An 18,792-nucleotide genomic window follows, 5' to 3' on the forward strand; every position below is an offset into this window, starting at 1 on the left:
AGATGGAGGTTATACCCAAGTAACATCGAGATGCTAGGTTCAGCAAGGATGACTTGGTTTGTAGGCGCAGCGGCGATTTAAAGATCTAGTTACTCTAAATCAAGAAATGACAACGCTCTGAGTCCTGCATCTTGAAATCACTTGGGTATAAGTAGTATTGGAAGTACCCTACACTACTTAGTGAATGCACGGAGTTAGTGTTCTGCTAACAGTACCGTCAGTTGGTCGATGTCCTCTTGCTCAGGGGTAAGCGCTTTACTCAAATAGTCTTCGATGCGTTGGATAACTTTATTCAGTTCATCAGAGACATTTGGTTTGGCACTTTCGAAAATGTGAGAAAGTGTCGTCATTGCTTGTTCCAAGTTGCCATCATCTAATGCCATATAGAAGTTCAGCAACAATGCCTCGGCGTTTTGAGGTTTAGGTTGTTCTCCGCTTTGCTTGTCTTGGTATTGATAAAGTATCGACGCATGACGATACAAAGCATCATCGAGTTCTGATTCAACAATCGGTTTGGCGATGATATGGTTTGCTCCGACATCTAACATACGCTCCTGCGTTTCTTTGAAGACGTCTGCAGTACAGCCGAAGATCAAAACCGAGCGAGCTGGTGCATCCATAGAGCGAATAACAGCAATCGCCCCTACGCCATCAAGTACTGGCATGTGGTTATCCATCAACACCAAATCAAATTCATGCTTCGACACCTGCTCTACTGCTTGCTGCCCATTCTCGACACAAACGCATACAAACCCTTTAGAGCGCAAGAAGGTCTCCATAATGATGGTGTTCGTACGGTTGTCTTCCACGATAAGCGCACGTAAGCCTTGGCAATCAAGTTTATGTGTATTAGATGCTTCTAACACCCCAGCCTTACAAGGATTGAGCTCAAGTTCGACAATAAACTTGGTGCCAATACACTCTTGGCTTTGAACAGTAATACTCCCGCCCATATGCTCTGAAATCTGCTTCACTATCGCCAATCCAAGACCCGTGCCGCCATATCGACGTGTTGTCGACGATTCTGCTTGTTCGAATGGTCGGAAAATGCGTTTCTGCGCATCAGGGCTGATACCAATCCCTGTGTCTTTTACACTAATGGTTAGTTTGGTTATGCCATCTTTCACATGCTCAGTCAGTTCGACTTCAACAAAACCACGATCCGTGAACTTCACTGCGTTATTGAGGAGGTTAAATAACACCTGGCGCAGGCGTGCTTTGTCATTGTTGTACCAACGTCCAAACGGAACATTAGAAATGACTCTAAATTGCAGCCCCTTTTCGGCACATAAAGTGTGATACACACTGTTGATACTGCCGAGAATCGATTCGATTGGGAAAGGCGTGTTGTCGAGCTCAATGTGTCCTTGCTCAATTTTCGAGTAATCGAGAATTTCATTCAGTAGCGTCATCATGTGATCGCCAGAATCATACAAGGTATTTAAGTGCTTTCTTTGTTCGTCAGTTAGATGAGTTTTCAGTAGTATTTGTGCGGTTCCCAGTACTCCATTCATCGGCGTTCGGATTTCATGAGACAAGGTTGCTAAGAAGGCTGTTTTTGCGTTTGTAGATGCCTGCGCCTTAACCCGTTCACGCTCAAGGTAAACCGTCTTCTCATTGAATTTGGCGATCAAGTGCCCGATTTCATCTTCACTCTCATAGGCGATATCGATAATGCCGCCCGTTTTGGAGTCATCCACTTTCTTAGCAATTCGAACAATCGGTTCTACAATATATCGGTTTAATAGGTAGTAACCCACCAGCACGCAGAGCAGTAGAAATGGGATAACACCGGTCTCAACACTCATTACTTGATTAAAGACTTGATCCGATACTTTGACCTTGGCATTCACCACATCCATGCGCCAATTAAAGCCACCAAACCCGAGCTGGCTGATGTATATGTTCTTAGTAAGCTGAAAGTTGTGCTCAATCACGACTTGGTCATCGGCATCACGAATCACAACACCTAATGAGTATTGATTTGTATGTTCACGAATGAACTGGAATAACGCTTCCAAAGACAAGTCTACGGTTGCCACTCCGGCAAAAACACCCTCTTTGTAGTAAGGCGCTGAAGCCGTGATCATCTGAACTTGCGTGAAGGTATCGATATACACGCCAGACCAACTCACTGCCCCTGCAGGTTTGTTTGCAACAGACTGGTACCAAGGTTCGTTGTCGTAGCCACCAGACTCTGGATTATTGTAGGAATGGATTTGATCCAAGCTGCCGTTGTCATTCTTATTGAAGAATAAGCTTGTATATTGCCAACGTTCATCTTCCAATGTTGGTTTTGGCCATAATCCGCCACTGACGATGATGTCGTCGCTCACCGCGAGTAACTGGGGAATCGTATCTTGAAGTGAAATACTTGGTGTTGGCGTCTGCCCTAACCCTACAAGGCTATTGAGCAAACCAACGGAACTGGTTAGCGGTCCTTCAATCTGTGAGGCGAGCAATTGAGTTCGCAAATCCAAATTACGCTCAAGCTTTTCACGCACTGGAGGCTCAACAACGAGGTAAACAACAGAACCAATGGTCGCGATGAAGAAACACAAATAAAGTGTCAGGGCGAGAATGCTTTTGTTTCTGAGTGACGAACGAATTTCCATAGATGTAGACGAATCATTCCCTAATATCGATTTATCACTGATTGATTGGTAAGATTAGCCAACCAACCAGCCCATTAACAAATGGTATTCTATTTTGAAACTACAAGACATCCTTTCTCTTCCAGAACTTGATGGAAAACTACTAAACCTAGCGAAAACTCAAGGCTTTGTTACGTCTATGGCATGTGCGCCAAACGTGTTGAATCCTCAAGAGTGGCTGCCATTCCTATGGGGCGGTGAAGAAACAGCACCTTTCTCTGATGGTGAGCAACTAGAACAGTACATCGATGAGATCATTCAAATGTGGAACCAAACACGCCCAGCGCTTCTGGAAGGTGCATGGCTGTGGCCTGAAGGATGCGAGCTGGATGATCAAGATATCGTATCTGCAAACACGCGTGATTTCTGTGAGGGTGTACTTCAAGGCTGGCAATTGTCTCGTGACGATTGGGAAACGTTGATGCCTGATGACAGTGAAGACAGTGCATTGCTTGGTGGCGTACTGCTTTCTCTAACTATGCTTTACGATCCAGAAACGACAATCACGACACTTGCAGAGCAAGGTATGGAAGGTCTAGAGCAGTTTGAAGAGATCTTCAACGCAATGCCGATGATGCTTTGCGGGCTGACTCAACGTGGCGTAATGCTAGCTGAGCAAGAATAAACTCACCACCCTGTGAGATACATAAGACAGAATGAAAAAGCTCTCCAATCCGGAGAGCTTTTTTGATCAATCTAGAATGACATGGGGGATATATCGCGCCATATCTTGGGTAACTAAACTGCTGTCTTCTCGAATGGAGATCCCGGCTGCTTTATCATTCACTAACCAACTGCCAATCAACGTATGGCTTGAGCCAAACTTAGGTAGCGGATGATATTGTTGAATGATGTTTTGGCTCGATTCATACGGACCCGGTGTTTTCACCAATCGCTGACCATTTTTGACAATCTCAATGTTGGCACCTTCGCGAGAAAACAGAGGTTTAATGACATAGTCTTTTAAGCTAGCCGCTTTTGGATCATTGGCAAAATACGCGGGCAAAAGATTCGGATGATTTGGAAACCTCTCCCAAAGCAAGGGTAACAACGCTTTATTAGACAGAATCGATTTCCACATCGGCTCTAACCAATTCACACTCGCAGTTGCCAAGTACTGGCTGTATTCCTCTTCGAACATGAACTCCCAAGGGTAGAGTTTGAACATCCAGCGAATCGCTCTGCTATCGGAATCCACAAATTGCCCATCTTGCGTCACGCCAATATCTTCGACAAAAACAAAGGCGGTTGCTAACCCAGCTTCTCGCGCACAGTCTTCGAGGTATTGCACTGTGCCTTTATCTTCTTCGGTGTATTTGCAACAACTAAAATGCAGCGTTTGACCCGGCTGCAATTTGGCAATATCGGCAAAGCGTTGAATCAGAAAGTCTTGCAGAATATTAAACTGATCCGCACTTTGGTGAATGCGACCTTTATTGACAACATCCTCTAACCACACCCACTGCCAAAAGCCAGTCTCAAACAATGACGTTGGTGTGTCTGCGTTGTTTTCTAATAACTTTGCAGGAGAGGAGCCGTTGTAAGCAAAGTCCATCCTCGAATAAAGAGAAGGCTCTCTTCGTTGCCAAGAGGAAGCGACTTGTGACCACATTGCTTCAGGAATCGCACACTGCGTCAGTAACTGCTCACTTCGCACAACCTGATCGACGATTTCAAGACACATTTGATGAAGCTCTTCCGTTGGGTCTTCAATGTCTTTCTCTATCTGTTCAAGGGTAAATTGATAGTAAGCACTCTCATCCCAATACGGTTGGTCGTACATAGAATGGAAGCCAAAACCAAACTGGCGTGCCAATTCACGCCAGTTTTCTCTTTCTTGTATTTCTCGTCGAAACATTTCAGTTAACCGCCGCGGCTGACTGACACAGCTTTACCAAAGCCACCACGAGACATCGCACGACCAATCGTACCGCCGCCGCGCTTATTTAGGTTACTGGTAGCGACCTTAGTGGATTGATTGCGATAAGAGCCGTAAAACTGCCCTGCACCGTTGTAATACTTCGATTTATAACGATACATCGGCTCTGAGTAATAACTTTTGTTGTAACCCTTAAGCCCACTCACCGCTCGACTGAAGAAGTAACCACCAACAAATGGGACATATGAGTGATGACGAGAACTGTAGTAACAATCATCCTCGTAAAAGTCATTTTCGCACTCATATTTGTTGTTGTAGCGCGGCGCATTTTCTTCTGCACGCGCCATTGCTTCTTGGTAGGCGATGTCACATTGCTCACTGAATTCAGGCGCGGCAGATTTACACTCGTCAGCATCGACGTAGATATAGCCTTCCGTTTCTGATTCTTGAGTTGCGAGGAAAAAAATCCCACCAAAAGCAACGAATGGAATGATTCGTCCGACTTTAAAACTCTTGTCCATTGAGGAGCGTTTTACATTGGAACTGCGTTTCATCGTTCCTCCTAGTAGGTCATGCAAGCTGCGTTAAGCACACCGACAGACACAGAGACGGCAGCTAAAACAATGCCTGCTGGTACTTCATCATTTTCAATACGATCCGATACTTTCGGCAGCAGAATAAAACGCACAATACCAAACGCAATGATCTGTGCCAGCATCGCTACAACGCCCCATACCATGAAATCCACAATATTGACTGAGTTAGTCGCAGCGCCGGCAATAGCCAGACAGTAACCAAGAAAAGCACCACTTAACGCAACTGCCGCAGCGGTATTTTTCTCTTCCTTGATCAGATGCCATTCGTCATAAGGTGTCAATCTGACGTAGACGAACTTAAACGCCAGCACGAAAACGATCGAAACAGAAAAGTAGAGAAGAAAATTGGGAAAACCTGCCAACAGGTCGGCAATCATATGCATTATTTGTCCTTGTTCATGTCTGTCCAAGCGAAGTCATCAATTCGCTCGTCGGCAATGTAAAACAGCTTAGTGCTTGGTGGCACTTGAGCATTTAAATCTGGGTTGAGTTCAATCCCGTCACCAAGATCGAACGCGATCAACGTAGCTTGGTGATGCTTCTTGATAAATCCGAAGATCTTTTCCACGCTGGTTGTCGGTTGATCTTGTGGGTAAATCACCGAGTACTGTGTCATACCCCGAGTTGAAGCAAGTAGCTCCTGATGAAGTGCGCTCGAACCCGGATCTACTGCCGCTTTCGCAAGCATCTCCGCGCCAACGGCTGGAATGCATTCCGCTTTTGGACAGTGCTCACTCAACAGTCGACCTAGCGCTTCATCTTTAAAATAAGCCAGCAAGTGTGCATCAGGATTCACTGAGGCACAATACAAGGCGGCAGAGAGAGTAATATCATCGCTAAGATTATCGACAATAATACAGTTAGCATCGGTGATGTTGGCGTTTTTCATCTCTTGCGCGTCGGTGTAACTGTTCACCTTGATAAAACCAATTTCACCTGGTAATGGGTTTTCAATGTCTGAACGACTGCATAACACAATTGGGCGTTTGCCCTCTTCTTCATGCTGCAACATGCGGATAAGGTGCATGGTTCGTGCGCCATTCCAACCCAATAATACGATATGGTTATCCACTCTTACTCTCCGTTTACCCAGTATGCCTGCTCGCCAATAGTCAATTGCGCCACCAGCCACTCGCCCCAAAATGGCAGCAAATAAACTCAAACCACCAGGGATAATAAACAAAACCACAACCCACTTACCCATATCACTTGAGGGTGATAAGTCACCATAGCCAACCGTTGAAGCAGTCACCATGAGGTAGTAAATAAAGTTAGAGAAGTTTTCGGTCAGTGCATGCTCTCCTGCAAGAGCCAACAATAACCACGAGATGGCAATGTATGCGCCACTAATGACGAGAAGGTTTCGGTTGCTTAATTTGAAAAGATGGGTGCTTAGCCACTTTTTCAGTACTAGCCATACAGCCATAAGTTTCCGATTCCTTTCTGATTGCTATAACTAAATACTAACCTATTGATTGTAAGAAATAAAAAAACCAGCCACATTCGGCTGGTTTTTGAGATTTATATTAACAAACTACAGTCTAAGTTGACGGAATGACTATGCGTTGCCTTTAACTTGCATGTTTAACTGCTCGGCAAAATCTAGCATGCGGTTGAGCGGAATCAGTGACTTCACACGTAGTGCTTCATCAACAAAGATTTCGTGCTCTTCACCACCTTCACGCAGCGCTTGCTCAATTGCTTTAAGACCGTTCATCGCCATCCAAGGACAGTGTGCACAGCTGCGACATGTTGCGCCTGCGCCTGCCGTGGGTGCTTCAATCAATTCTTTCTCTGGCACTAGCTGTTGCATCTTGAAAAAGATGCCTTTGTCAGTCGCAACGACCATTTGTTGATGAGGAAGCTCTTTCGCTGCCTTAATTAGCTGACTCGTAGAACCAACCGCGTCTGCTAGTTCAACCACACTCGCTGGAGACTCTGGATGCACTAGGATTGCCGCGTCTGGGTAAACACTCTTCATCTTGCGTAGCGCATCTGCAGAGAACTCATCGTGAACCACACACTCACCTTGCCATAGCAACATGTCTGCGCCAGTTTTGTTTGCGATGTAAGAACCTAAGTGACGGTCAGGGCCCCAGATAATTGGCTTATCTTCTGAATCTAGGTGCTCCACGATTTCAAGCGCAATACTAGAAGTCACCACCCAATCTGCGCGTGCTTTTACCGCTGCAGATGTGTTTGCGTAAACCACAACCGTGTGGTCTGGGTGCGCATCACAGAACTCGCTGAACTTATCCGCAGGGCAACCAAGATCAAGTGAACATTCTGCTTCTAGCGTTGGCATTAGAATGCGCTTTTCTGGTGTCAGGATCTTCGCAGACTCACCCATAAAGCGAACACCACCAATGATCAGCGTACTTGCTGGATGACGGTTACCAAACTTTGCCATTTCTAGCGAATCACCAACAAAACCACCGGTCTCTTCAGCCAAAGCTTGGATCTCAGGATCGGTATAGTAGTGGGCGATAAGTACCGCGTCTTTTTCTTTAAGCAGCTTTTTGATTCGCTCGATGTAATCGGCTTTTTCTTCTTGGCTTAATGGGATTGGTTTTGGTGGGAATGGGTAAACTGTGTCGATTTTATCTAATATGTGGCTCATTGCTCTTGCTCTACGCAACTTCCTTTAATCCGAGTATTGTAACCTTGTTGATTTTCAAAAACCAACCCGTAACCGGAATTTATAGCAGTCTAGCCGTATATCTTTGTTGTGAGTGACAATTCTGATTGTTGCCTTTAGATATTCATCACATCAATAGGTCTTTAAAAAAGTGCGCGGTGAAGCCCAAAGAAAAAGGGAGCCTGAGCTCCCTTTTGTTATTTTACTTCAGCTTAGAGCTAGCGACTTTCGCCGATGCACTGCCTGGGTACTCATCCACCACTTGCTGATAGTATTTCTTCGCTTGCGCTGCATTGTTGTTACGCTCAGCAATATCGCCTAGCTTGACTAATGCATCTGCACGCTTGTTGGAATCTTTGTAAGAAACCACGGCTGCAAAGCTCTTCACAGCTTCTTTATCCTGTTTCTTCGCGAAGTACAACTGACCTAGCCAGTAATGTGAGTTCGCAGAATATGTTGAATCAGGATAGTCCTTTTGGAACTGTTGGAATGCAGCGATAGCACCGGTGTAGTCGCGTTTTTTAAGGATCAAATCCACCGCGTCTTGGTAAGCCGTTTGTTCATCGGCATTCGATGTGTACTTACCACCCGTCTCTGCTGGTTTCGTTTCTTTAACAGGTGCGGCTTTCATTTCGCCACGCACTCGATCAAGCTCAACAAACAGCTCACGCTGACGTTTCAGCATTTGCTGCATCTCGTAGCTATTACGCTCTAACTGACCACGTAGATCACTGATCTCTTGTGACATTTGGTCAATTTGCTCTTGCATTTGAAGCTGAACGCGGTTGCGATTTTGCAGCAAGCGCTCTAAACGCTCGATGTCGGTTTCTGAAGAAGATTGAGTAGATACTGATGACGTGCTGTTGAGATCTGATACTGGAGCTGGTGCAGCGAACGCGAAGTTCGCTGCACTTGCCAGTAACGTAAGCGTAACAGCGCGCTTAGTGTTACTGAACATGAGGTTTACCTCGAATTAGTATACTAGAACCGCACGACGGTTCTTAGCGTAAACTTCTTCAGATTGACCTAGAAGAAGTGGCTTCTCTTCACCGTAGCTAACGATAGAGATTTGGTCAGCTTGTACACCTAGTGCTTGTAGGTAGTTTGATACTGCTTCTGCACGACGCTCGCCTAGTGCGATGTTGTACTCAGGAGTACCACGCTCATCAGCGTGACCTTCGATAGTTACTTTTAGAGCAGGGTTCTTGCTTAGGTAAGAAGCGTGAGCTGCTAGCATTTCTTCGTAATCACCTGCAATTGTTGAGTTGTCAAATGCGAAGTAGATAGTTTGAGTTTCACGTAGCGCTTGCTCTTTTAGCTCTTGCTCCGTTAGCTGACCGTTTTGATCGATCGGAGTAACGACTGTTGTTTCTGCAGCACCAGTGTTTGTTTCTGCACCAGTGTTAGAAGCAGCGTCATCGCTTGAACTACATGCTGTCATAGCCATCACAGGAATCGCGATTAGTAGCCCTTTTAGAACCTTGTTCAGTTGCATCTTATTTTCCTTTATTAATCAATTTTTTCTTACTACAAAAACGGTGACCATGCGGGAGCTCTTACACGCCCATTTGTTGCCGGTAATCTAGCTTTAAATCGACCATCAATTGACACCATCGATAGTACGTTTTTCTTGTTGTAAATCGAGCTATAGATAACCATGCCACCATTTGGGGCAATGCTCGGAGACTCATCAAGCAACGTTTTTGTTAGCACCTGAAGAGCACCTGTTTCCAAATCTTGTTTAGCCAAGTTGAAGCCCGAATCACTGCGATTCACCATGACAAGGAATCGGCCGTCAGGAGTGATTTGTCCACCCAAGTTCTGACTGCCTTGCCAAGTCAAGCGGTTAGTTGAACCGCTGCCCAAATTTACTTGATAAATCTGAGGTTTACCACCCCTGTCTGATGTGAAAATCAGCGATTTGCCATCGGGGTGCCAGAACGGTTCCGTATTATTTGATCTGCCACGCGTAATTTGTGTCAGCTTACGTGTTTTTAGATCCAAGGTGTAAACCTGAAGTGAACCTGTCTTAGACAGTACCAAAGCAAGTTTACTGCCATCCGGCGAGAATCTTGGCGCACCATTATGACGAGGGTATGACGTTACCTTCTCACGCTCACCGGTATAGATGTTCATGATGAAGATTTCAGCCTGACCATTTTGGAAGCTCACGTACGCTAGCTTCTGGCCATCTGGTGACCATGCAGGAGACATAAGCGGTTGCTTAGAACGAAGTACCAAACGTTCGTTGTAACCATCGTAATCCGCAACGCGAAGTTGGTATGGGAAGCGATCTTTGTCATTTACAACAACGTAAGCAATACGCGTCATAAATGCACCGCGTTCGCCAGTAAGTTGCTCGTAAACAAGGTCAGAAATGCGGTGCGCGTATTCACGCATGCGTGGAGCTTCAACCGTTGCTACTTTATTGAAAAGAACATGATCTTTAGAAAGTACCAGCTCACCATCACCACCAAGAGCTTTACTCTGACCGCCCGTTAGCTGACCACGAACAACGTCCACTAATTGGTAGTTAACCACATAGTTACCTTGCTCGTTTTGCTTAATTGAACCAGTTAGCAGAGCATCAACGCCAAGACCTGTCCACGCATCAAAGTTCACCTCTGATTCATTGAATGGAGTTTGTGGCATTTTGCTCGTTGGTACAGGGCTGAATTTACCACTGCGTTGCAAATCAGAAGCAATCACAGCTGAAATATCAGTTGGAAGAGGTTTACTGCCTTCCCATTTGAATGGAACAACAGCAATTGGTCGCGCTGAATCAATACCATCGGTAATCACCAGCTCTAGTGCAGCATGAGCCACACTCGTTAGACTGCCAAGCAGTACAAACATTCCTAGTAAAAGGCGTTTAATCACGTCTCAGTTCCTTAATTTAATAATCAACCGTTAAGTTAACATCACGAATTTTATCTATAATGGCGCGGTCTTTTGGCATAGGGAAATTACCAACTTGATTAACTGCGCTCTTTGCTGCGCTACATAAACGAGCATCACCACTGATAATTGAAACACTACTCACTACGCCATCTGTTCCTGTTGGCACAAGCTTAATGTTCAACCTACACGACTTTCCCACAAGATAGTCATCCTTGATGATACGACTTTCGATTAGCTGTTTATAGATCGCACCATAACGATCAGCTTCCGAATTAACATGCTGATTCTTTGCTTCTTGGTTAAGTTCAGATTCACTTTCTAGACCAGCAAAGATGTCATCCAACGCTGCTTCTTGCTCTTTACGCTCACGCTCTAATCGCTCAAGATGCTCTTTTTCTTTGCGCGCTTTTTCAGCGGCCTCTTTCGCGGCTTTTTCTTTCGCAATACGTTCTTGCTCTGCTTTTGCTGCGGCCTCACGTTCACGACGCGCTTTCTCTTCTGCTTCTTTCGCAGCTTTCTCGCGCGCTACACGCTCTTGTTCCGCTTTTGCTGCGGCAGCTTCTTTAGCAATGCGTTGCTGCTCAGCTTTACGTACAGCCTCTTCTTTGGCTTTACGTTCTTTTTCTGCTTTTGCTGCACGTTCTTTTTCTTTACGAGTGCGTTCTTCCTCTGCCTTACGCTCTTGCTCTTTCTTCTTACGAGCAGCTTCGGCTTTGCGAGCGGCTTTGGCATCTTTCGCCTGTTGCTCTTTCAGTTTACGAATCTGCTCTTCTTCTGCTTTGCGATTTTTCTCAAGCTGCTCAGCTTCACGTCTCAACTTATCAAGACGGTCTTGCTCTTTCTTTGCCGCTTTTTCGCGTTGCTGACGAATCTCTTTCGCTTGCTGTTGAACAAGTTTAGGGTCAATGACCACTGCCTGCACCATTTGCCCCGTAGGTTCCGGCTTAGACATTGTGAAATCTGTACCCCAAAGCAGAGCAACGACTAACAGCGCATGCAAACCAACTGATATCGCTATCGGCTTGGTGTATTCTTTGCGTTTCTTCTTGTTGTCTTTCATAGATGTACGATGTCTATTCCTTGATATCGGTCATCAGACCCACTTTTGGGATGCCTGCACGACTTAACTCGTCAAGCAAAAGTACAACGTCAGCATATGGCGTCGCCGCATCGCCGCCCACCGCAACAGGTGAATCTGGCTTGATAGAGCGTTCTGCTTTCACTCTTACAATCACGTCTTGTAGTGATAGACCGCGCTGAACCTCTTCGTCATTCACGCTCAGACCTAAATTCCCGTCGCGATCAATTTCAATGATGATAAAGCTGCTGTCTGTATCACCCGCTATATCTTGCATCGATTCAGCTGTCGATGTTTGTGGAAGATCTACATCAACACCTTGGGTGACAAATGGAGCGGTTGCCATAAAAATGATCAGCAATACGAGCATGACGTCGATATATGGCACGACGTTGATCTCTGCTGTCATTTTACGCTTTTTAGGTTGGTAACCCGCCATGCCTTATTCCTTACTTGCGCTGTCTCTACCCGCCATCGCTTGACGGTGCAGGATGCTGTGGAATTCTTCAGAGAAAGTCGCGTAAGTGTGCTCTAACTTACTTACTTTGTTGCTTAGACGGTTGTAAGCCATTACTGCTGGAATAGCGGCAAATAGACCCATAGCAGTTGCAATCAGTGCTTCTGCGATACCAGGAGCCACCATAGAAAGTGTCGCCTGCTTCACTTCACCTAGTGCAATAAAGGCGTGCATGATGCCCCAAACAGTACCAAATAGACCAATGTACGGGCTAATTGAACCAACTGTGGCAAGAAATGGTAGGCTCGTTTCCAGTTCATCGACTTCACGAGCAACGGAGACACGCATCGCACGACCCGTACCTTCCATGATGTAAGCTGGAGAATTCGCATTGCTTTTGCGTAGACGTGCAAACTCTGTAAAACCTGCGTAGAAGATTTCTTCTGTGCCAGTAATGTCATCTTTACGGGCTTTTACCTTTTGGTAAAGCTGAGAAAGATCAGTACCTGACCAGAATTTGTCTTCAAATGACTCGGCATCTTTCGATGCTTTAGACAACACTTTGCTGCGCTTGATGATCATTGCCCAAGATGCGACAGACATACCGAGTAGTGTCAACATCACAAGCTTTACCAACAGACTGGCCTGAAGAAAGAGATCTAAAATGGAAATATCAGCAGTCACTATTTGTTAGCTCCGAATTGATAAAAGATGGGATAGCTATTGGTTTCATTTTCTTATTATCGATACATGCTACCTTAACAATTGTCTTGCACAATGTTTTGCCTTCATCATTGACTAACTCTTGACAGAATTGCAGAGACGCACGTTTTATTTCTGACACTCGGGTAAGAACGGTCAAATGCTCGTCCAATCTAGCCCCTTGGTTGAAATCGATATCCATGTGTCGGACAACGAAACCTATATTTTGTTCCAACAACAGATTTTGAGAAATGCCTTTTGCACGCAATAACTCAGTACGCGCACGTTCAAAGAATTTTAAATAATTTGAGTGATAGACGACGCCGCCCGCATCAGTGTCTTCGTAATACACCGTGATTGGCCAGCGGAAGGAATTTGATGTGCCTTGCAAGGGAGTACCAATATATTCAATTCTTTAAAGCAATTACTATAACTGAAGCGACAGCAATTGGTACTGAGCTAAGGGAATATTTTTGAAATTTGTAGAAAAAATAAAAGCCAGACTATGAGTCTGGCTTTTATTCGATGATTTAGTAACCGACTTTATTTCAGTCTGTAACGCTTACATGAAATACAGTGCAGTTAGATAAATTAAGATAGCGAGCGAGAAATAAGGACTGAACAACACCTGCCAGTACCAGTTTCTTGGCTTGAAGCCCACACCATATACCATGCTTGAGCACACTGCCCAAATCAGCGCTGGTGCGATAAACGCATTAAAGCCACCAATTTCTCGATGGTATGCGTTCGGATCCCACATCACCAACCCTACATGCATAAAGCCAAGGATTAAGGCCAAGACTCTTAGCAGAGTCTTGTCCATTGGTGCGTGAAGTTTCGCTACCTTGTCAGCGAGATTACTCACTGTCTTTATCCATCATTTCTGAGTGCTCTAACCAAAGAGCGTTGATGATACCGAATGCACAAGCAAGTAGTACACCTAGAATCCATGCGAAATACCACATAGTAATAGCTCCTTAGTATAGTGAGTTTTTGTTTTCTTCGATGAACTGGTCATCCAAGCGGCCAAACATCTTGTAGTAAGTCCAAGACGTGTAAGCAAGGATGATAGGAACCATAACAAACGCTACGCCTGTCATTAGGTTCAGAGTCAGTTCAGATGAAGTTGCATCCCACATTGTTAGACTTTGGCTTGGCATCAGGTCTGAAGGCATTACGAATGGGAACATTGCAATACCAGCAGTAAAGATAACACCAGCATTACCAAGACTTGAAGTTAGGAACGCGATACCACACTTCTCTAGGCGAGATGCCAATACTGCTAGAAGCGGCATAGCAACACCCAGTACAGGTGCAGCCCATAGTAGTGGGTAAGCTTCAAAGTTGTTCATCCACGCACCAGCTTCACGGATAACCTCTTTGTTTAGAGGGTTAGAAGCTGCTGCTGTGTCGATACCACCTACGATAACGTAGCCTTCGATGCTTTGGATCCAGAAACCTGCAACCACAAATGCAATAACAGTTAGTAGACCTGTTAGCTGAGCCACATTACGAGCACGAGTATGTACTTCGCCAGTTGTCTTCATTTGAAGCCAAGTTGCACCTTGCATCAGGATCATGAACAAACTTACTAGACCACATAACAGAGCAAATGGGTTTAGTAGACCAAAGAATGAACCGTGGTACGTTGGCATTAGGAATTCATTCAACTGGAATGGAACACCTTGTAGAAGGTTACCAAACGCTACACCAAAGATGATTGGTGGAACGAAGCCACTGATTGAAATACAGATATCCCAAGTGTTACGCCATTTTGGATCTTCGATTTTTGAGCGGTAATCAAGACCAATCGGACGTAGCCAAAGTGCCGCTAGAGTTAGGATCATCGCTAGGTAGAAACCAGAAAACGATGTCGCGTAAACCAAAGGCCATGCTGCGAACAATGCACCACCAGCAGTGATAAGCCAAACTTGGTTACCATCCCAGTGCGGAGCGATTGAGTTAATCATTACACGACGTTGTGTGTCGTTTTTACCGATAACAGGTACAAGCGCGCCTACACCCATATCGAAACCGTCAGTAATAGCGAAACCAACTAGTAGAACACCGATCAGTACCCACCAGATGAATCGCAAGATTTCGTAATCAAACATCTTGTTGTCTCCTTACCTTACGCTTCTACTTGGCGGCTAACTTTGTCTTCAACAGAGTCAGCGTTTTGCTCGAAGTGGTAGCGACCAGTTTTCAGGCTGCTTGGACCTTTACGAGCGAATTTCACCATTAGGTATACTTCTGCAATTAGGAATGCAGTGTACAGCGCTAGGATTGCAAATAGTGAAGTCCAGATTTCACCTGCTGTTAGTGCTGAAGCCGCAACGTGTACCGGTAGGATTTCACCTACTGCCCACGGTTGACGGCCGTACTCAGCAACAAACCAACCTGCTTCGATCGCAATCCATGGAAGTGGAATGCTGAACAATGCAGCTTTAAGAATCCATGGTTTCTGTTCGATCTTCTGACGACATGTTTGGATAAATGATGCACCAAATACGAATAGCATGATGAAGCCACACGCAACCATGATACGGAATGACCAGAATAGCGGCCATACTGTTGGGATTGAATCATCTGCAGCAGCTTGGATTTGGTCTTCTGTCGCGTCAACAACGTTTTCTGTGTAACGTTTTAGAAGTAGACCATAACCTAGGTCACCCTTCACTTCGTCAAACGCAGTCATGTTTGCTTCAGACTTGTCGCCTGCACGCAGTTTTTCAAGCAATTCATATGCGTACATACCAGTACGGATACGGTCAACGTGCTCTTCACGTAAGTCGTGCAGACCGGTTACTTGCTCGTCAAATGAACGTGTCGCGATGATACCCATAACGTAAGGGATCTTAATTGCGTAATCGGTGTTCATTGTTTCTTGGTTTGGTAAACCGAACAGTGTGAACGCCGCTGGTGCTGGTTCTGTGTGCCACTCAGCTTCGACTGCTGCAAGCTTCACTTTTTGAACTTCACCAAGCTCGTAACCAGATTCATCACCTAGCACGATAGTAGACAGGATTGCTGCCATACCGAAAGAAGCTGCGATAGCAAACGAACGACGAGCGAACGCCACATCACGACCTTTCAATAAGTAGTAAGAACTGATGCCTAGAACAAACATTGCACCACATGTGTAACCAGACGCTACTGTGTGTACAAATTTAACTTGCGCTACAGGGTTTAGAACAACGTCTGCGAAGCTCACCATTTCCATACGCATGGTTTCAAAGTTGAACTCAGCGCCAACTGGGTTTTGCATCCAGCCGTTCGCAATAAGAATCCAAAGTGCAGAGAAGTTAGAACCCAGAGCAACCAACCAGGTTACCGCTAAGTGTTGACGTTTAGATAGACGATCCCACCCGAAGAAGAATAGACCAACAAAAGTTGACTCCAGGAAGAAAGCAACCAGTGCTTCGATCGCCAGTGGTGCACCGAAGATGTCACCTACATAGTGGGAGTAGTAAGACCAGTTCGTACCAAACTGGAACTCCATGGTAAGGCCGGTAGCCACACCAAGTGCAAAGTTAATACCGAACAGCTTACCCCAGAACTTGGTCATGTCCTTGTAGATTTGCTTGTTCGTCATTACGTACATCGATTCCATAATGGCCAAAAGGAAGGCCATACCAAGAGTCAATGGTACGAATAGGAAGTGATACATCGCTGTCAGTGCAAACTGCAACCGCGACAGATCAACTACGTCAATCATGGTAACTCCTATGTGTCGGCTGAATGACACTCTCTACATATTGCAATCCATACACAAGTGTTATTCACACTTGAAAAATGTTGAATTATCACAACGCTTTGTTGCAAAAATGTGCTTCATTGGTTAGTTAATTGTTAAGCATCAGCTAATATAGCTGGGTCTAATATTACTTGTAAAAACAGTTTGTTTCAAAAGGTTTATGGCGAGAAACCGCTTTGATATACATCAATCTTTATGCGCTGATTTTGCACAAAAATCCATCACATTGATCCAGATCAATCGATATTCGATGAGTATGTTAATAGAGAGTAATCAGGAGAGAAAATAATCAGTTGGGCAAGAACATAGAGTTAACAATCTATAAGTTTCTATTACCTATTTAGTATTAGAAGAGATTTAATAAATGAGAGGTTGGTCAACATTGGTGAAACGCTGAGCGCTAAGCGCCCAGCGATGGAATCTTACTTTTCAATTCCGAAATGCAGATAAGCGCGATCTGTGGCAATTCTACCACGAGGAGTGCGTTGCAAGTAGCCTTGTTGGATTAGATATGGCTCAAGAACGTCTTCAATGGTGTCTTTCTCTTCACCAATCGCGGCTGCCATGTTGTCTAAACCGACAGGTCCACCACCAAATTTCTCCATGATCGCAAGCAACAGCTTACGGTCCATGTAATCAAAGCCTTCAGCATCCACATCAAGCATGTTCAGCGCTTTGTCTGCTGTATCAGCACATATATGACCATTACCTTTCACTTCGGCATAGTCACGAACACGGCGCAATAGTCGGTTAGCAATACGTGGTGTACCACGAGCACGGCGAGCAACTTCCAATGCACCTTCTGATTCCATCGACAAGCCCAAGCAATCGGCACTGCGCTGAACGATATCTTGCAGGTCTTTTACTTTATAGTACTCAAGACGCTGCGTAATACCGAAACGGTCACGAAGTGGCGAAGTCAGAGAACCTGCACGCGTCGTTGCACCGATCAAAGTGAAAGGTGGCAAATCAATTTTGATAGAGCGTGCTGCAGGACCTTCACCAATCATGATGTCCAACTGATAATCCTCCATTGCTGGATACAACACCTCTTCAACCATCGGGCTTAAGCGGTGAATCTCATCAATGAACAGCACATCGTTTTCTTCTAAGTTAGTCAGCAGCGCCGCCAAGTCTCCTGCTTTCTCAAGCACTGGGCCAGAAGTGGTTCGAATGTTCACTTCCATCTCATTGGCGACGATATTCGCAAGCGTGGTTTTACCCAAGCCCGGAGGACCAAAAATCAAAAGGTGGTCAAGCGCTTCATTTCGCAATTGAGCGGCTTTGATGAAAATCTCCATCTGATCACGAACGTGATCCTGACCTTGGTAATCTGCCAGTTTCTTAGGACGAATCGCACGGTCGATAACATCTTCATCACGAAACGAAGGATTTTCTGGAGCGATTAAACGATCGGCTTCAATCATATTGTTCCCTTGGGCTTTCCGTTACACCATTGATTTTAGTGCTTCACGGATCAGTTGCTCACTGGTCATATCCGGTTTAGCGATCTGAGAAACCACTTTCGACGCTTGAGTTGGCTTGTAGCCCAGAGCAAGAAGCGCACTGATTGCCTCTTCTTCTGCGTTATTAGAACCCGCAGAGCCAGAGTCCGCAGGTGCTGCATCCGTAAATGGCGTAAACAGATCGCCAGCACCCCACCCTTTCAGGCGGTCTTTCATTTCTACGACGAGGCGTTCAGCAGTCTTCTTGCCAACACCTGGTAGCTTCACCAGCGTTGAAATGTCTTCACGCTCAACGCAAGAAACGAATTGGCTCGCTGTCATACCAGAAAGAATACCTAAACCTAGCTTAGGACCAACACCGTTCGCTTTGATCACTTCACGGAAAAGCGCACGTTCTTTTACTGTGTTGAAACCGTAAAGTAATTGCGCGTCTTCACGCACAACAAAGTGAGTATAAATAATGGCTTCTTCGCCGACATTTGGCAGTTCGTAGAAACAGCTCATTGGCATCTGAACTTCATAACCAATGCCATTAACTTCAATTAAAACTTCAGGTGGTTGCTTTTCAAGCAGAGTGCCGCGAAGACGTCCAATCACTATAAATACTCTTTGGAAATGAATTTGCGATAGGATAATAAAGAACTGGATAGACATCCAGTCCTTT

Annotated in this window: 20 protein-coding genes; 1 reads left to right on the forward strand and 19 read right to left on the reverse strand. The window is 45.2% G+C overall.

Translation table 11 applies throughout. The annotated features are described in order from the left end of the window. Positions 1-194: 194 nt before the first annotated feature. Positions 195-2,615 carry a hybrid sensor histidine kinase/response regulator gene (locus MHO32_RS02750; protein WP_199451326.1) on the reverse strand — a complete coding sequence of 807 codons (2,421 nt, stop codon included), beginning with the start codon at positions 2,613-2,615 and terminating at the stop codon, positions 195-197. A 94-nt stretch (positions 2,616-2,709) separates the two neighbouring features. Between MHO32_RS02750 and MHO32_RS02755 the strand changes: the two genes are divergently transcribed. Beyond that, positions 2,710-3,279 carry a YecA/YgfB family protein gene (locus tag MHO32_RS02755; protein ID WP_005450287.1) on the forward strand — a complete coding sequence of 190 codons (570 nt, stop codon included), beginning with the start codon at positions 2,710-2,712 and terminating at the stop codon, positions 3,277-3,279. Positions 3,280-3,345: 66 nt separating this feature from the next. Here the strand turns inward: MHO32_RS02755 and MHO32_RS02760 are convergent, their stop codons facing one another. The 18 genes from MHO32_RS02760 to ruvA form a co-directional block, all read right to left on the reverse strand. Then, positions 3,346-4,512 (reverse strand): glutathionylspermidine synthase family protein, encoded by a 1,167-nt coding sequence (locus tag MHO32_RS02760; RefSeq protein WP_239210621.1) that lies wholly within the window; start codon positions 4,510-4,512, stop codon positions 3,346-3,348. A gap of 5 nt (positions 4,513-4,517) precedes the next feature. Beyond that, positions 4,518-5,087 (reverse strand): DUF1190 domain-containing protein, encoded by a 570-nt coding sequence (locus MHO32_RS02765; protein ID WP_005450289.1) that lies wholly within the window; start codon positions 5,085-5,087, stop codon positions 4,518-4,520. 8 nt (positions 5,088-5,095) lie between these two features. Beyond that, positions 5,096-5,512: a DUF350 domain-containing protein gene (locus MHO32_RS02770; RefSeq protein WP_239210622.1), complete on the reverse strand. Its 417-nt coding sequence runs from the start codon at positions 5,510-5,512 to the stop codon at positions 5,096-5,098. Continuing rightward, entirely contained in the window at positions 5,512-6,555 is a 1,044-nt protein-coding gene (locus MHO32_RS02775; protein ID WP_005450291.1) for a potassium channel protein, read from the reverse strand. Before MHO32_RS02775 ends, MHO32_RS02770 begins: the two co-directional genes overlap by 1 nt. Positions 6,556-6,687: 132 nt before the next feature. Continuing rightward, positions 6,688-7,749, reverse strand: a complete 1,062-nt coding sequence (gene nadA / locus MHO32_RS02780) for a quinolinate synthase NadA (protein WP_239210623.1) — start codon at positions 7,747-7,749, stop codon at positions 6,688-6,690. Between the two features lie 220 nt (positions 7,750-7,969). Then, on the reverse strand, positions 7,970-8,725 hold the full coding sequence (gene ybgF / locus MHO32_RS02785) for a tol-pal system protein YbgF (RefSeq protein ID WP_239210624.1): 756 nt from the start codon (positions 8,723-8,725) through the stop codon (positions 7,970-7,972). Positions 8,726-8,740: 15 nt separating this feature from the next. Next, positions 8,741-9,262 (reverse strand): peptidoglycan-associated lipoprotein Pal, encoded by a 522-nt coding sequence (gene pal, locus MHO32_RS02790; protein ID WP_005450296.1) that lies wholly within the window; start codon positions 9,260-9,262, stop codon positions 8,741-8,743. Between the two features lie 32 nt (positions 9,263-9,294). Then, positions 9,295-10,647, reverse strand: coding sequence for a Tol-Pal system beta propeller repeat protein TolB (gene tolB, locus MHO32_RS02795; RefSeq protein WP_009698274.1), 1,353 nt, complete (start codon positions 10,645-10,647; stop codon positions 9,295-9,297). Between the two features lie 16 nt (positions 10,648-10,663). After that, on the reverse strand, positions 10,664-11,728 hold the full coding sequence (tolA, locus tag MHO32_RS02800) for a cell envelope integrity protein TolA (RefSeq protein ID WP_239210625.1): 1,065 nt from the start codon (positions 11,726-11,728) through the stop codon (positions 10,664-10,666). A 13-nt stretch (positions 11,729-11,741) separates the two neighbouring features. Beyond that, positions 11,742-12,185 (reverse strand): ExbD/TolR family protein, encoded by a 444-nt coding sequence (locus tag MHO32_RS02805; protein WP_005450302.1) that lies wholly within the window; start codon positions 12,183-12,185, stop codon positions 11,742-11,744. Positions 12,186-12,188: 3 nt separating this feature from the next. Continuing rightward, positions 12,189-12,887: a protein TolQ gene (tolQ, locus tag MHO32_RS02810; protein WP_239210626.1), complete on the reverse strand. Its 699-nt coding sequence runs from the start codon at positions 12,885-12,887 to the stop codon at positions 12,189-12,191. Next, the gene (ybgC, locus tag MHO32_RS02815; RefSeq protein ID WP_005450307.1) at positions 12,877-13,296 is read right to left on the reverse strand and encodes a tol-pal system-associated acyl-CoA thioesterase; all 420 of its coding nucleotides are present in this window, start codon (positions 13,294-13,296) and stop codon (positions 12,877-12,879) included. The genes tolQ and ybgC overlap by 11 nt, the downstream gene beginning before the upstream one ends. A 171-nt stretch (positions 13,297-13,467) precedes the next feature. Then, the gene (gene ybgE, locus MHO32_RS02820; protein WP_017188312.1) at positions 13,468-13,770 is read right to left on the reverse strand and encodes a cyd operon protein YbgE; all 303 of its coding nucleotides are present in this window, start codon (positions 13,768-13,770) and stop codon (positions 13,468-13,470) included. Then, positions 13,763-13,870, reverse strand: a complete 108-nt coding sequence (gene cydX, locus MHO32_RS02825) for a cytochrome bd-I oxidase subunit CydX (protein WP_000270284.1) — start codon at positions 13,868-13,870, stop codon at positions 13,763-13,765. Before cydX ends, ybgE begins: the two co-directional genes overlap by 8 nt. A 12-nt stretch (positions 13,871-13,882) precedes the next feature. After that, positions 13,883-15,019 carry a cytochrome d ubiquinol oxidase subunit II gene (cydB, locus tag MHO32_RS02830; RefSeq protein WP_005450311.1) on the reverse strand — a complete coding sequence of 379 codons (1,137 nt, stop codon included), beginning with the start codon at positions 15,017-15,019 and terminating at the stop codon, positions 13,883-13,885. Positions 15,020-15,036: 17 nt separating this feature from the next. Further along, positions 15,037-16,623 carry a cytochrome ubiquinol oxidase subunit I gene (gene cydA / locus MHO32_RS02835; RefSeq protein ID WP_005450312.1) on the reverse strand — a complete coding sequence of 529 codons (1,587 nt, stop codon included), beginning with the start codon at positions 16,621-16,623 and terminating at the stop codon, positions 15,037-15,039. A gap of 461 nt (positions 16,624-17,084) precedes the next feature. Continuing rightward, positions 17,085-18,089, reverse strand: a complete 1,005-nt coding sequence (gene ruvB / locus MHO32_RS02840; RefSeq protein WP_009698277.1) for a Holliday junction branch migration DNA helicase RuvB — start codon at positions 18,087-18,089, stop codon at positions 17,085-17,087. 21 nt (positions 18,090-18,110) lie between these two features. Then, positions 18,111-18,725 (reverse strand): Holliday junction branch migration protein RuvA, encoded by a 615-nt coding sequence (gene ruvA, locus MHO32_RS02845; protein WP_009698278.1) that lies wholly within the window; start codon positions 18,723-18,725, stop codon positions 18,111-18,113. Positions 18,726-18,792 lie beyond the last annotated feature (67 nt).

This window comes from Vibrio sp. MMH1-50, from assembly GCF_022347645.1.
In the GTDB taxonomy this organism is placed as follows: Bacteria; Pseudomonadota; Gammaproteobacteria; order Enterobacterales; family Vibrionaceae; genus Vibrio; species Vibrio harveyi.